The sequence below is a fragment of the Stutzerimonas stutzeri genome (assembly GCF_000952685.1).
Lineage (GTDB): Bacteria > Pseudomonadota > Gammaproteobacteria > Pseudomonadales > Pseudomonadaceae > Stutzerimonas > Stutzerimonas stutzeri_E.
The window spans coordinates 37,958-51,619 of record NZ_JYHV01000015.1 but is presented as its reverse complement, the minus strand read 5'-3'; the positions used below and the strand labels follow the sequence as shown (position 1 = coordinate 51,619).

Here is a 13,662-nt window from a genome sequence, read left to right as displayed (position 1 = left end):
CCTTTGCAGGGACTTGATCAGGCTCAAGAACGCAGCCCTGGACGTTCACACCAATACCTCGCTCATCTTGAGAATGTGAGTGATCGCGCCCGACCGGGCATCCCACACGTAGCGCAGATGTGGCCCCTGCACCGGCAACGAGACCGCCCGCGGACGAAAGGCCGCGACGCATTCGTGCCCTTCCAGCCGCACACTTCGATAGAGCAAACCCCAGGTCTTGCCGTCACGTTGCTCACGGGCGAATGCCTGGCTATTGCCATAGGCGGCCGGATCGGGTTGGTGCAGCTCGGGCATGTCGCGCACGTCGATCAGCGGTTTGACGACCTTGTTGACGTACGCGCGCATGGTGATTTCGACGTTCGCCTCGCGGGTGGCTGCCAGAAAACGCTCTTGATGGAATTTGGTCTCGGCGATGGCGGCATCCAACGAACTGGCACAGTAATAGACACCGTAGCTGCCGTCGCTGAAGCGGCTGGCATTGCCGATATGGGTAAAGGCCGCCATCACCGCAGTCGAACCCGGCCCGCTGACACGGTCACCCGGCGCGACGCGCTGCAGGGCGCCCAGTTCCTCGCGCAGCCGATCGTTGGTCATGGCTTCCAGCGCGAAGGCGATCTCCAGGTCATCCGGGCTGAGCGTGTCCTCGAACACGTCCAGTGGCGGGAACGAGCTGTTGATGATGCGATACGCTCGCCGCCAGGCCGGCAGGATTTCCTGCATCAGCCCCGCACCCAGTCGAGATAGCGACGTACATCGGCCAGATCGACCACCTGCCCACCGAGCATGTAATCGAGCGCGCTCACGCCATTGAACGGCGCGGCATCATTGGGCTTGTGCACCCACTCATATGCCCGCTCCGCCTGATTGCTGAAAAGGATACGCAGCGCCTTGTGAATACCCATCAGGTAGGAAATACGCTCCAGCGTATCGCGCGGCAGACGAACTTCAGGAAGTTTCTTGTACTTGAAGTAAGTCGTATTACCCACCGAGCCAAGCAATATCCGCTGCTGCTCGGCGCTGCAGTTCCATAACCGCATGAGGTTGAAGAAGAACGTCAGCGCGACTCGCCCTGCCTCGGGCGAAGCAGTGTCTGGCTTGCTGACCGCCTGTTCGAGTTTCATTTCCGCTCCGCCTGGTTATTGCCACAGGACACAGATTACTCCATATATGAATAATCTCAACTTTTAACTACGCATGCGGATAGCATTAACTTCGAACTTGACGATAGACGCACAACAGAACGGGAGTAGTGCAAGGTCATCAGAGAATGGCCGGTCGAATGGTTTGCTCGATCGACTCGAGGCGACGCAAGGGGTAATCAGCTTTTTAGAGCGCCACCGCAGCTCGATCCCTGTCCAGCGGTACAGGCGTAGCAGTGATCACGCGTGACGATGGAGTTACCGTCCAGCCTCAAGGGCGTCAGCAAATCGCGCAGGTGCGCGCGGTCCCGGCTGATGAGCCTGGGAAGCGACATCGGCAGGTTGAGCATCTGATTGAAATCACAGTCGTACAGGTAGCCCTGCCAATCGACGCTCACCAGGTTGCGGCACATCACCGCGCCGAGATTTTCAGGCCGATAGCTGTCGCGCAGGAGTTGCATGTAGTCATTGAACTGCCCCCTGCTCACCAAGGTACTGCCGAAGCGCGCGATCGGTTGATTGGTGATGGTCAGCAAGTGATTGAAGCGGATACCGAAATCCTCGGCCAGGTGCGCTTTGTAGTCGGTTTCCAGTTGCGCCTGTGGCGGCGGCAACGACGGCCCCTGCGGGTTATAGACGAGGTTGAGCACCAGCCCACGGCCCTCTTTTCCATAGCCCAACGCGTTGAGCTGACGCAGCCCGGCAATACTCGCGTCGAACACGCCATCGCCGCGCTGCTTATCGACGTTTTCCTGCGAGTAACACGGCAGTGATGCCGTCACTTCAACCCCTTGTTCAGCAAGGAACTCGGCCAGATCCTCATGACCCGGCTCGCTCAGAATGGTCAGGTTGCAGCGATCGATCACCCGCAGCCCTTCGCGGCGGGCATGCCGAACGATCTCGCGAAAGCGTGGATGCATCTCCGGCGCGCCGCCGGTCAGGTCGAGTGTCTGCACCGGGTGCGCCTCGATCACCCGATGCAGCAGAGCCAGGCTCTCGTCGGTCATCGCCTCCTTGCGCGTCGGCCCGGCGTTGACGTGGCAGTGCAGACAGCGTTGGTTGCAGCGGTAGGTCAGATTGACCTGCAATGCCTCCAGACGACTGCGTCGGATCGGCGGAAAGCGCAACGCATCGAGCAGCGGTAAAGTGTCACGCATGACAATGTTTCAACCTTCAAAACGTCTCAAGGAAACCGACGCGTAGATCGCTCGCAATCGGCAACCGTTTCATCAGCGTAGTCAACGCACGCGCAAGGTTCTGCCTTTGCTTCCAGGGGAAACCGATTTGACCTCAGATCCTGCCATGCCCTGCCTGGTCCTGCTCTGTAAAAGACCCGCACTGGGCCACGCCAAGCAGCGACTGGCAGCGACACTCGGGCAGCATGCCGCGCTGTCCATCGCTCAGGCACTGCTCGCCTGTGCACTGGAGGACCTGCAGCAATGGCCAGGGCCGAGGGCGATCGCACCGGATCACGTGCAGCATCTGAACTGGGCGCGATCGCTGGCTGGCGAGGCGCTCTGCATGGCGCAGCCAGACGGCAATCTCGGCGAGCGCCTGAACGAACTGGACCGCACGCTACGCGACCAAGGCCAGCGCAAGCTGATCTTCATCGGCAGCGACTGCCCTGCCCTGCGCCCCGCCGACTACCTGTACGTCGCCCAGCTGCTGCAGCGGGTCGACACCGTGCTGTTCGCCGCCCGTGATGGCGGCGTCGTACTGATGGCCTCCAATCGCCCCTGGCCGGATCTTTCCCGCCTGCCCTGGAGCACTGATCGACTCGGCCATGCGCTCGTGCAGTTGTGCCGACGGGCAGGTCATGAGGTCGTCATTGCGGGCGAGTCCTTTGATATCGACCATGAGCAAGACCTGCTGCCCCTTGCCGCGGCGTTGCGCGAAGACAGGCGGCCATCGCGTCGAGGCCTACGCGCGGTGCTCGAAGCACTTGGGACTCGTCACGATGCCTGAGCAGAGCGCAATCAGCGTGATCATTCCATGCTGGCGCGACGAGCAGGCGCTGACGCAACTGCTGAGCAGCCTCGTCCCGCTTTTCCAAACGACCGAGGTGAATGGCGAAATCATCGTCGTGGATGGCGCCAGCAGCGAGGCGTGCCGATTGCTCTGCGCGCGCCACGGCGCATCCTGGCTGCCGACCGCGCCCTGCCGCGGTACGCAGCTTCGCTTGGGTGCCAGCCATGCGCGGTATCCAGTGCTGTGGTTCCTGCATGCCGACGCCCAGCTACACGGCAACCCGTTGCCCTCGATGCTGACGGCGATCGCCGACGGTGCGGTGGGAGGCTATTTCAAGTTTCGCTTTGCCGGCCGAACCGGCTGGCAGGGCGCGCTGCTCGAGCGCCTGATCACGTTGCGCACTCACTTCGGCGTGCCCTACGGCGACCAGGGGTTGTTCGTAACGGCGGAGGCCTATCAGCGCTGCGGTCAGCACAGCCCTTGGCCGCTGTTCGAGGAGGTCGAACTGGTGAAATGCTTGCGCCGAAATGGCCGGTTCGTACGGATGAATGACGGCGTCCGCGTCGATACACGCCGTTGGCAGCGCGACGGCTGGTGGCGACGCTCGCTGCGCAATCGCCTGCTGGCGCTGCAGTTCGCCTGCGGCGTGCCCGTCGGACGCCTCGCCGAGCGCTACAGCGCGCCTCGCTCCGACCGATCGGGTGGCTAGAGTCAGCTAATCAGAACAGCCCGAGCTGCTCGTCGATCAAACCACTGAAGCTGTCGCCGACGAAAGGCAGAATGGCATCGGCGATGGGCTGCAGCTGGCGTGTCACGTAGTGGTCGTAATCGATTGCCGCGCGCCGCACTTCCAGAGGCTCCGGGCCGCCCACGGTAATCAGATAGCTGATCCAGCCACCATTCTGGTATTGCCGCTGACGGCCCTGCTGCAGGTTGTAGTCATCGGCAATCCGTGCGGCGCGTACATGTGGCGGGACGTTGCGTTCATAGTCATCCAGGCGCCGGCGCAATCGCTTGCGCAAGATCAGCAACTCGTCCAGCTCACCGTTCAGGGTGCGGCGTACATAGTCGCGCACGTAGTCCTGATAGGGTTCGCGGTTGAAGATGCGCCGGTACAGCTCCTGCTGAAATTGCTGGGCCAGCGGCGACCAGTCGGTGCGCACCGTTTCCAGGCCTTTGAACACCAGCCCGTCGCTGCCGTCCGGGCGGGTGACCAGGCCGGCATAGCGTTTTTTGCTGCCTTCTTCGGTGCCGCGAATGGTCGGCATCAGGAAGCGCTTGAAGTGGCTTTCGAACTGCAGCTCCAGCGCACTTTGCAGGCCGTACTCACGCTGAAGATGCTCGCGCCACCACCCATTGATCTGCTGCACCAGTTGCCGGCCGATGCGCGCCGCATCCTCGTCGCGGTGTGCTTGCTTGAGCCAGACGAAGGTGGAGTCGGTGTCGCCATAGATCACGCTGTAGCCTTCAGCTTCGATCAGCTCGCGGGTGCGGCGCATGATTTCGTGCCCGCGCAGGGTGATGGATGAGGCCAGGCGCGGGTCGAAGAACCGGCAACCGCTGGAGCCGAGCACGCCGTAGAAGGCATTCATGATGATCTTCAGCGCCTGGGACAAGGGCTTGTTGCCCTCGCGCTTGGCAGCTTCGCGCCCTTCCCAGACACGCTCAACGATGGCCGGCAGGCAATGCCGGTCGCGTGAGAAACGGGCACCGCGAAAGCCCGGTACCGAGTTGCTGTCGTCAGGATTGCGCATGCCTTCGACCAGCCCCACCGGATCGATGAGAAAGGTGCGGATGATCGACGGATACAGGCTCTTGTAATCCAGCACCAGCACCGATTCGTACAGGCCCGGCTGGGAGTTCATCACGAAGCCACCGGGACTGGCTTCCGGTGGCCGCTCACCGAGGTTGGGCGCAACGAAGCCCTGGCGATGCATCAGCGGGATGTAAAGATGCTCGAACGCGGCCACCGAGCCACCCATGCGATCGGCGGGCAAGCCAGTGACCGTGGCGCGCTCGAGCAGAAAAGTCAGCAGCTCGGTCTTGTCGAAGATCCGCGTGACCAGTTCGCAATCCTTGAGGTTGTAACGCGCCAGCGCCGGCTTGTCCTCGGCGAACATACGGTTGATCTCGTCCATGCGCTGATAAGGCGTATCGATCGCCTTGCCCTCGCCGAGCAACGTCTGAGCGACGTTCTCCAGGCTGAACGAGGGGAAACTCCAAGTCGCCGAACGCAGCGCCTCGATGCCATCGATGATCAGCCGCCCCGCCGCTGCTGCGAAGAAATGATTGCTGCGGCTGCCGTGTTCGCGCCAGGCCATCTCCTCACCGCCGCGCCCCAAACGCAGCGGCACCTGATAGCGCTGGGCCTGTTCGCGCAGTACACGCAGATCGAACTGCACCAGATTCCAGCCGATGATCACATCCGGATCGTGCCGCGCCAGCCAATTGTTCAAGCACTCGATCAACTGCTTGCGGCTGTCGCAATACTCCAGCTGGAAATCCACCGTACTGGCATCGCCATTGGCCGGGCCGAGCATATAGACCTTGCGCTGGCCGCAGCCCTCCAGGGCAATGGAGTACAGCTCGCCGCGCATGGTGGTTTCGATATCCAACGAGACCAGCCTGAGTGGTGGCCGATAATCCGGTGCCGGCTTGATCTGCGCCTCGACGAGAACGCCTTGCGTATCCGGCCGGCCGGCAAAGCTGACCGGTGCGGTGATAAACCGCTCCATCAGATAACGCTCCGGCGGTCGGATGTCCCCCTCGTAGACGTCAAGCCCCGCCCCGCGCAGACGCTTGTCGAGATTCATCAACTGGCGGTGCTGTTTGCAATACAACCCGACCACCGGCCGATGGCGGAAGTCGGTCAGGCTCAGCGGACGCAGCTCGACGTCGCGCTCGCCCTTGAGCAGGATTTCAACCTTGCGCTGCTGTGCCGCCGGAATGAAGGCAACCGACGGTTGGTAAGGCACGCGCAGACGACGCGGACCGGTATCGGTGGCCAGCCAGAACTCCACCTCAGTACCGGCCGCCGTGTCGCGCCAGTGTCGGGTCAGGACAAAGCCCTGTTGCAGATTCACCGTCCGCCGTCCTTATTCTTTCGGGGCGCCCATTCTACGTGGCAACGTCCAAGCGAAGGCGACAAACGAGTCGAACCAGCTCATACGACGTCGAACAAGATACAGAAGGTGTTAAAGATCTTCGTTCGTCAGCAAGAATAGGCTTTGACAAGCGGTCATACCCTAACAATACTCATCGAGGTTGTACGACAACATCACCCTACAATAACAATGGATAGTCGCATGCCCCCTTCTCCACGCCCGACCGCCAAGCGCGTTCTGCCGTTGTTGCGCCACGCACATAGCCCGCCTCGACTGAATCGCTGACCCCTCGCGTATCGCCTGACCGCCTATCCCGGTGGAACGGGCTCGCTCGCCCATAAAAACTTCACGTAGGACGCACGCCATGACCACAACGAATGACGATTCCGCCAACGACCCACGCAATGCCCGCCGAGCCTTCCTGAAAAACTCGCTGATGGTGTCGGCTGGAATCGCCTCGATGGGCAGCCTGGGCCTGCCCCGGCTCGCCTTGGCCGAACCATTGACCCAGCGCTACCCGGATGAACTCGTCGAAATCCTCGATGAGAGTTTCACCAAATATCGGTTGTTCAACGCCAGCGTCGAGAAGATCGCCAGCGGCATGCGCTGGGCCGAGGGCCCGGTCTGGGTCGGCGATGGCCGTTACCTGCTGGTCAGCGACATTCCGGAAAATCGCATCATGCGCTGGGATGAGATCACCGGTTCGTTCGACATCTATCGCCAGCCCTCGAATCATTCCAACGGCCTGAGCCGCGATCTGCAAGGACGGCTGCTGGCCTGCGAAGGCTCGACCACCAATGACCAGGGCCGTCGCGTCACACGCACCGAGCCGGACGGCAGCATCACGGTGCTGGCCGATCAGTTCGAAGGCAAACGTTTCAATTCACCGAACGATCTCGCGGTCAAGCAAGACGGATCGATCTGGTTCACCGACCCGCCTTTCCAGACCAGCAACTTCTACGAGGGACACAAGATTCAAACCGAGCTGCCGGACGCCGTCTATCGCATCGATGGCGAAACCGGTGCCGTGACCCGCGTGATCGACTCGATCGCCGGCCCCAACGGACTGTGCTTCTCGCCCGACCAGAAGACGCTGTATGTCGTCGAAGGCCGGGCAAAGCCCAATCGGCTGGTCTGGGCCTACCCGGTCAACGCGGACGGCACGCTGGGCGAACGTCGCAAGCACATCGAGGCGCCTGCCTTCGGCGCGTTGGATGGCATCAAGTGCGACGAGGATGGCAACCTGTGGTGCGGCTGGGGCAGCTCGGGCTCACCGGAAGCCGTGACCGCCGATCTGGATGGCGTGATGATCTTCAATCCACAGGGAAAGGCGATCGGGAAGATCAGGCTGCCGGAGCGCTGCGCCAATCTCTGCTTCGGCGGCAGCAAGGGCAACCGGCTGTTCATGGCCAGCAGCCATTCGTTGTACGCGCTGTACGTCAACACGCGTGACGCGGCGTTCGGCAAGTACGGCGCCTGACCGAGCCTAGGCGGAGGTGGCCGATCCGGAAGCCACCGCCGCTACCAACCAGGTTCTCAAGCGACCGAGGTGTCCTCACCGAGATGAATCACCCGCGCCGCGCGCAGCATGCACTTGGCCATTTCCGGCGGCGAGAACTTGGTGAGGATGTCATTGGCGCCGGCGGCCTTGGCCTTATCGGTGCTGATGGTGCTGTCGAGAGAGGTATGCAGCAGGACGTAAATGGACGCGTAATCCGGATGCTTGCGCAGCGCCTGGGTGAATGAATAACCGTCCATTTCCGGCATCTCGATATCCGACACCACCACATTGATCGCTTCGTAGCTGTCCTTCAGGCTGTCGAGCTTCTCGAAGGCCTCGCGAGCGCTGCGTACCGAATGGCAGGTAACGCCCATCTTCGTCAGCGCCGACATCGACATGTGGATCGCCACCTGGCTATCGTCGACGATCAGGGCGCGCGTTTCGGTCAACAGCTGGGCGTCCTGATCATCGAGATGGGAAATGTCCGCCTCGCCGGGAACCGGCGCAATGTTGTGGATGACCTTTTCCACGTCGAGGATCTGGATCAGTTCGCCGTCCACTTCAGCGGTACCGGTAATGAAGGAATTGTTTCGCGCGCCGTAGGGCGGCGGCAGGATCTTCGATGATTGGATGTGCACGATCTTGACCACCGCCTGCACATGCAATCCCTGCTTCGAACGACTGATTTCGGTGACGATCAGGCAACCGCCTTTGGGATCCTGCAAGGGCGCCATGCCGATGGCCAGGCTCAGATCGATGACCGACAACGGCTGGCCGCGCAACGTGGCGACGCCTCTGACATGAGGGTGCGACTCTGGCAACCGGGTCAGCGACGGCGTCGGAATGATCTCGCTGACCTTCAACAGGTTGATCGCCATCTGCTTGCCGCTGCGAAGCGTGAACAGCAGAAGCGATAAGGCGTCGGTGGCGGATGCGTTGTTCATGAATAGTCCTGTGGGAAAGCCGGTCTCTTGGCGTAGATATCACCCTCGCCAAAGCTTGTCGGCCATTTCGGCAGAATCTTCAATCGAAACGGCTATGCCCGACGAACGCGAGCGCAGCCGCTATCAGCAACGCTCGAAAACCGCTGCGATGCCCTGCCCGCCGCCGATACACATGGTCACTAACGCATAGCGGCCCTGTATGCGCTGCAGCTCATGGATGGCCTTGACGCTGATAATCGCACCGGTCGCGCCCACCGGGTGCCCGAGGGAAATACCGGAGCCATTGGGATTGACCCGCGCCGGGTCCAGCCCGAGCTCCTGCATTACGGCGCAGGCCTGGGCGGCAAAGGCTTCGTTGGCTTCGATGACATCGACCTGCTCGAGGCTGATGCCGGTGCGCTCCAGCACCTTGCGCACCGCCGGCACCGGGCCGATCCCCATGTAAGCCGGGTCGACCCCGGCATGGGAGTAGCCGACCAGTCGCGCTATTGGCACCAAGCCCAGCGCTTTAGCCCGCCCGGCCTCAGCCAGCACCAGCGCCGCAGCGCCATCGTTCAGCCCCGACGCATTACCAGCGGTCACGGTACCGTTTTCTTTCTTGAAGACCGGCTTCAGCGCCGCGAGGCGCTCGGCGGTGAGATCGGCGCGGATGTGTTCGTCGACCTCGAACTGGATGGTCCCCTTGCGGGTCGCGACGGTCACCGGGACGATCTGCTCGCGGAAATGGCCCTGCTCCACTGCGCGAACAGCGCGCTGTTGGCTTTCCAGCGCGAGCGCATCCTGCTGCTCGCGGCTAATGCCGTAGCGCTCAGCGACGTTCTCCGCAGTCACACCCATGTGAAACTTGCCCCAGGGATCGTGCAACAGGGTGTTCATGTAGTCGATCGCCTGGCTGTCGCCTAGGCGTGCGCCCCAGCGCATGTCCGGCAGGATGAATGGACCGCGGCTCATGCTCTCCGCGCCGCCACCGATGGCCACGTCGGTATCGCCGAGCAGGATGGACTGCGCCGCCGAGATCACCGCCTGCAGGCCGGAGCCGCACAGGCGGTTGACGTTGAAGGCCGGGGTTTCCAGCGGAATGCCCGCGTCCACCGCGGCGACCCGTGCCAGGTAGCCGTCTCGAGGCTCGGTGGGTATCACATTCCCCATCACCACGTGGCCCACGGCATCGGCGGGCGTACCGGAGCGTTCAAGCACGCCGCGGCAGACTGTGGTTGCCAAGGTGATCAGATCGACATCCTTCAGCGCGCCACCAAAGGAGCCGATCGGGGTGCGCACCGCACCGACAACGACGATTTCACGTTCAGCCATGGAGTCCTCTTCGGAGCAAAGGGTCAGGCGCGCCGATCCGGTCCGGCGCACGGAATCGGCCGATCCTAACGAACTCAGGCAAAGGAACAATAGCCATGTGCGCAGAACCGCTGTGCAGCGTTGCAGAACCGGCCGGTCAGGTGGCGTTTACGATCAGCCGCTCCGATACGGCCAGATCGTTGATCCTCAGGGTGCCGGTAGCGGCCTCGGAGCCATGGCGTCGGTTACGATCAGACCGTCGTGACCGCGGCGCCCGGCCTTTTCGGCCCTCTTGCGCGCACTGACGGTCGCCACGCATTGATCCTCGTTGTTGAGTATGACGATGCATTCCAGACACTGGATGCATTCGTCATAGTCGATGCGGCCATCGCGTTTGATGGCGCCGATCTCGCAGTGGTTCTTGCAGTGTTGGCACGGCTTGCCGCAAGCATCGATGCGGGTGAGCCAGGCGAACAGGTGGAACTTGCCGAGCATCGCCAACCCAGCCCCCAACGGGCAGACGTAACGACAGTAGAACTTGTGCACGAACAGCCCGAGGCCGAGCAGAATCACCGCATAGAGCACGAACGGCCATGAGCGCACGAAGAACAGCGTGATGCTGGTCTTGAAAGGCTCCACCTCGGCGAGCCGCTCGGCCAGCGTCAGCGAGTAGAACGCTGTCGGCACCAAGCCGATCAGGATCAGGTACTTCAACCATTGCAGGCGCTGATGATTGCGATCCGATATTTTCCACTGACGGATGCGCAGACGCTTGGCGACCCAGCCGAGCATCTCCTGCAGCGCACCGAACGGACACAGCCAACCGCAGAACACACCGCGCCCCCAGATGAACAGGCTGACGAAAGTGAAGCTCCAGAGCATGAAGATCACCGGGTCCATCAAAAACACCCGGATATCGAAATCCTGTCGCAACGCTAGAAGCAGCGTAAAGATGTTTACCACCGATAGCTGGCCCTGAGCGTAGAGCCCGATAAAAACCAGGGTGAACAATAGAAAACCCGCACGGAAGACATGAAAGCCCTTGCTGTGGCGGCTGATGCGGTGCTGCCAAATGAACACGGCGGTCAACACCAGCAACGACAGTCCCACCAAGCCGACCTGCCACCAGCGTTCATGCCACATGCGCAACCAGACCGGAACCGGCTCGGCAGCGACCTGCGCCTGCTGGATGTCGAACAGTGCGGGATCGAGCCGAAACGCTCGGCTGAAATGGGCGTTGGTTTCCATCAGGTGGTTGCGCCGCAATCTGACGTTGAGCCGCAGACTGGCCGGCTCGACCGGATTGAACGCGCTGTGGGCCTTGATACGGAATATGTGCGCTTCGCTCGCCTCCACCGGCACGTTCAACGCGTCGAGGACCGCTCCATTGTTGAAGTTCATGTCATGCAGTTCGATCGCATGATCGTTCTGCATCAGCACCAGCCGATCCGGTGCGGTAGCTGGCACGAAGTCGTCCGGCACGTGGCGATACATGCCGGATGACATCACCAGCAGCGCCTGCTCGTTGGGTAGCAGCTCCTCCCTAAGCCGTTGGAATCTCGTCTCGCCCAGCAGGTTACGGCCGATACTCGGCGCATTCAGATAGGCGAAATACAGGTCGCTGAAAGGTTCGTCTTCGGCGTCCGCCTCGAGATCCTGATAGCCGTCAAGCGAATGGCCTATGGCCTCCTCGACCTCGTCGTCGCTCAGCGTCCAGTGCTGGACGAAGCCCCGCTCCAGCAGCTCGTTCCAGCCGAGCGGTTGATATACGTCTGGTTTGGCGGTGGCCAGCGGGCCACTAGCGAACCCATCGAGCAGCTGCCGTGCGACGTTCAAGGCGGAAAGCAGAACGGTTTCGTTGAGGATCACCACCGAGACCGTCGCCTTGCTGACCCCGTCGATGCGGGTCACCGAGTCGCTGTCAGCTGTGGCCCCTTCACGATTGCCCACGACGATGGGCCTACTGATCGATTTCTGCCGATATTGCTCGACGAAGTCGAACAAGGACTGCTCGCCAAGCCCGTGCAGAAATACCGGCTCATGATGTTCCAGCACCTTGATGCCAGCCAATACACCCTGCGGGTCCATGCCGATCAGCAGCCGTATCGGCTTGCCGGAAAAACCCTGCAGATTGGAGTAATCAGTGGACTCGAAGGCGTAACCGAGCAGCTCGTCGAGCTGATACGCACGGTAAACCGGCGGGTTCTCCTGCTTCGGCTCGATGCGCGTCGCCCTGGGAAACAACTGTCTGATCTCGGTCTCCAGGCCCTGCTCATCTGGCGCCTGAGCGTAGAGCATCGGACTGACGACCAGGACGCAGAACAACACAAGCGTACGTACGCACGGAAGGAGGCTGACGCTTCGAGTCATGGGTGCCTCTGGGCTTGTCGTTACGCCCCATGCTAGCCAGCGACAGCTCCGACACCATGCGACTTGCAGGTGGTAAAGGCTGTACTTCAGTCTAGGTTTGGTGGCGCCGATAGCGGGCCGGTGAGCCGTGCGCTGGCAGGTTCACGTTCATCGCGCGCATCGCCACCGTCGGGAACGATGCGCCGCTGCCTCGGCCCAATCCAGACAACCCAAGGAGGTCCAGCGATGAGCAAGGCCGTCAAACCGGACGCCGAACAGCCCTACTTCGACATGCCCGCGCACATCCCCAGCGGCAGCGATCACCAGATCCCTCACAGCCACCGGCTGGTCTACCGCGATCACGAGGTGATCGTGCACATCACTGGGTACGAGTATGAAACTTACGGCGAGACGCTCTGGGCCGTGGGCGCGGAAGTGGTGAAAGACCGTGAAATCGTCGTTCCGGTAAGCGTCGATCAGACGCAGCACTACCGCAGTTTCGACGAAGCGCTCGAGCGCGGCTGCGAGATGGGACGAAAGCTGGTCGACTCGCTGTAGCGGCTACACCCTGCCCGGTTGCTATACAGGCCGGGCCTGATTTCCCTACGGAAGGAACATTTCGATGAACGACGCAACAGTACGACACGACGAGAATGCGCACCGCTACGTGCTGAACGTCAATGGCCAGGACCTCGGTTTCGCCGAGTACCGTGAGGAAGGCCCGCGCCAAGTGTTCACTCACACTGAAGTGGACCCGAGCCTCGCCGGGCAAGGAATGGGCAGCAGGCTGATCCACGAATCGCTCGACGATGCCCGTCGACGCGGCAAGCGCGTCGTGCCGGTATGCGGTTTCGTCGCCGACTATGTGAGCAAGCATCCTGACTGGAACGACATCATCGATACGCCCTCGCCGTGAAAAAGGCCGGCGCGGAGGAGAATTATCCCGTTTGGCCGAGTACTATTCGCGCCCCGAAACAGGCGCCCCCTGATGAGCTGCACCAACCGCAAGATCGACCAGCTGCGCCGAAAAATCCCAGGCTTCGCCTGCGAACCCGGCTGCCACGACTGCTGTGGACCGGTGACGGCATCTTCCGAAGAAATGGCGCGACTGCCTCACCGCAGCGACGCCGAGCACGACGCCGCCCTGGCGCACTGGAACTGCGTACACCTAGGCCCCAACGGCTGCGAAGCCTATGCCGAGCGTCCGCTGATCTGCCGGCTGTTCGGCACCACCGCGAGCCTGCCCTGCCCCCGTGGCCGCGGCCCGGAACAGGCCACTGCGGCCAAAGTGGAAAAACAGGTGCACCAGCTTATCGCCAGCACCCGCCAGGTGCTGGTCTAGCCCGGATCATCCAACGAGAAAAACA

13 protein-coding genes are annotated in these 13,662 nt (G+C 61.9%); 6 read left to right on the top strand and 7 right to left on the bottom strand.

All coding sequences use genetic code 11. The annotated features are described in order from the left end of the window. Nucleotides 1-45: 45 nt before the first annotated feature. The 3 genes from UF78_RS08920 to arsS all read right to left on the bottom strand — a co-directional run bounded on the left by UF78_RS08920 (nucleotide 46) and on the right by arsS (nucleotide 2,296). The gene (locus UF78_RS08920) at nucleotides 46-720 is read right to left on the bottom strand and encodes an RES family NAD+ phosphorylase (RefSeq protein WP_045161802.1); all 675 of its coding nucleotides are present in this window, start codon (nucleotides 718-720) and stop codon (nucleotides 46-48) included. Next, nucleotides 720-1,121, bottom strand: a complete 402-nt coding sequence (locus tag UF78_RS08915) for an MbcA/ParS/Xre antitoxin family protein (RefSeq protein ID WP_045161800.1) — start codon at nucleotides 1,119-1,121, stop codon at nucleotides 720-722. The genes UF78_RS08920 and UF78_RS08915 overlap by 1 nt, the downstream gene beginning before the upstream one ends. A 197-nt stretch (nucleotides 1,122-1,318) precedes the next feature. Continuing rightward, on the bottom strand, nucleotides 1,319-2,296 hold the full coding sequence (gene arsS / locus UF78_RS08910; RefSeq protein ID WP_045161799.1) for an arsenosugar biosynthesis radical SAM (seleno)protein ArsS: 978 nt from the start codon (nucleotides 2,294-2,296) through the stop codon (nucleotides 1,319-1,321). 127 nt (nucleotides 2,297-2,423) lie between these two features. Here arsS and UF78_RS08905 point away from each other — a divergent pair, with 127 nt between their 5' ends. Then, a complete protein-coding gene (locus UF78_RS08905; protein ID WP_230623591.1) occupies nucleotides 2,424-3,104 on the top strand; it encodes a DUF2064 domain-containing protein in 681 nt (226 codons plus the stop codon). Continuing rightward, nucleotides 3,097-3,816 carry a glycosyltransferase gene (locus UF78_RS08900; protein WP_045161797.1) on the top strand — a complete coding sequence of 240 codons (720 nt, stop codon included), beginning with the start codon at nucleotides 3,097-3,099 and terminating at the stop codon, nucleotides 3,814-3,816. The genes UF78_RS08905 and UF78_RS08900 overlap by 8 nt, the downstream gene beginning before the upstream one ends. A 10-nt stretch (nucleotides 3,817-3,826) precedes the next feature. Here UF78_RS08900 and UF78_RS08895 read toward each other — a convergent pair whose 3' ends face one another. Further along, nucleotides 3,827-6,190: a DNA polymerase II gene (locus tag UF78_RS08895; RefSeq protein ID WP_045161796.1), complete on the bottom strand. Its 2,364-nt coding sequence runs from the start codon at nucleotides 6,188-6,190 to the stop codon at nucleotides 3,827-3,829. A 385-nt stretch (nucleotides 6,191-6,575) separates the two neighbouring features. Here UF78_RS08895 and UF78_RS08890 point away from each other — a divergent pair, with 385 nt between their 5' ends. Next, nucleotides 6,576-7,691: an SMP-30/gluconolactonase/LRE family protein gene (locus tag UF78_RS08890; protein ID WP_045161795.1), complete on the top strand. Its 1,116-nt coding sequence runs from the start codon at nucleotides 6,576-6,578 to the stop codon at nucleotides 7,689-7,691. A gap of 56 nt (nucleotides 7,692-7,747) precedes the next feature. Here the strand turns inward: UF78_RS08890 and UF78_RS08885 are convergent, their stop codons facing one another. From UF78_RS08885 to UF78_RS08875, 3 genes are all read right to left on the bottom strand, one after another. Next, the gene (locus UF78_RS08885) at nucleotides 7,748-8,656 is read right to left on the bottom strand and encodes a chemotaxis protein CheV (RefSeq protein ID WP_045161794.1); all 909 of its coding nucleotides are present in this window, start codon (nucleotides 8,654-8,656) and stop codon (nucleotides 7,748-7,750) included. A gap of 123 nt (nucleotides 8,657-8,779) precedes the next feature. Beyond that, on the bottom strand, nucleotides 8,780-9,967 hold the full coding sequence (locus UF78_RS08880) for an acetyl-CoA C-acyltransferase family protein (RefSeq protein ID WP_045161793.1): 1,188 nt from the start codon (nucleotides 9,965-9,967) through the stop codon (nucleotides 8,780-8,782). A gap of 186 nt (nucleotides 9,968-10,153) precedes the next feature. Then, a complete protein-coding gene (locus UF78_RS08875) occupies nucleotides 10,154-12,316 on the bottom strand; it encodes a NosR/NirI family protein (protein WP_052679293.1) in 2,163 nt (720 codons plus the stop codon). Nucleotides 12,317-12,541: 225 nt separating this feature from the next. On the opposite strand from UF78_RS08875, the gene UF78_RS08870 reads away from it, so the two are divergent. From UF78_RS08870 to UF78_RS08860, 3 genes are all read left to right on the top strand, one after another. Further along, on the top strand, nucleotides 12,542-12,853 hold the full coding sequence (locus UF78_RS08870) for a hypothetical protein (protein ID WP_045161791.1): 312 nt from the start codon (nucleotides 12,542-12,544) through the stop codon (nucleotides 12,851-12,853). 64 nt (nucleotides 12,854-12,917) lie between these two features. Continuing rightward, complete coding sequence (locus tag UF78_RS08865; RefSeq protein WP_275589370.1) at nucleotides 12,918-13,211, top strand: GNAT family N-acetyltransferase; 294 nt, start codon at nucleotides 12,918-12,920, stop codon at nucleotides 13,209-13,211. Nucleotides 13,212-13,283: 72 nt separating this feature from the next. After that, the gene (locus UF78_RS08860) at nucleotides 13,284-13,637 is read left to right on the top strand and encodes a YkgJ family cysteine cluster protein (protein WP_045161788.1); all 354 of its coding nucleotides are present in this window, start codon (nucleotides 13,284-13,286) and stop codon (nucleotides 13,635-13,637) included. The last annotated feature ends 25 nt before the right edge of the window (nucleotides 13,638-13,662 follow it).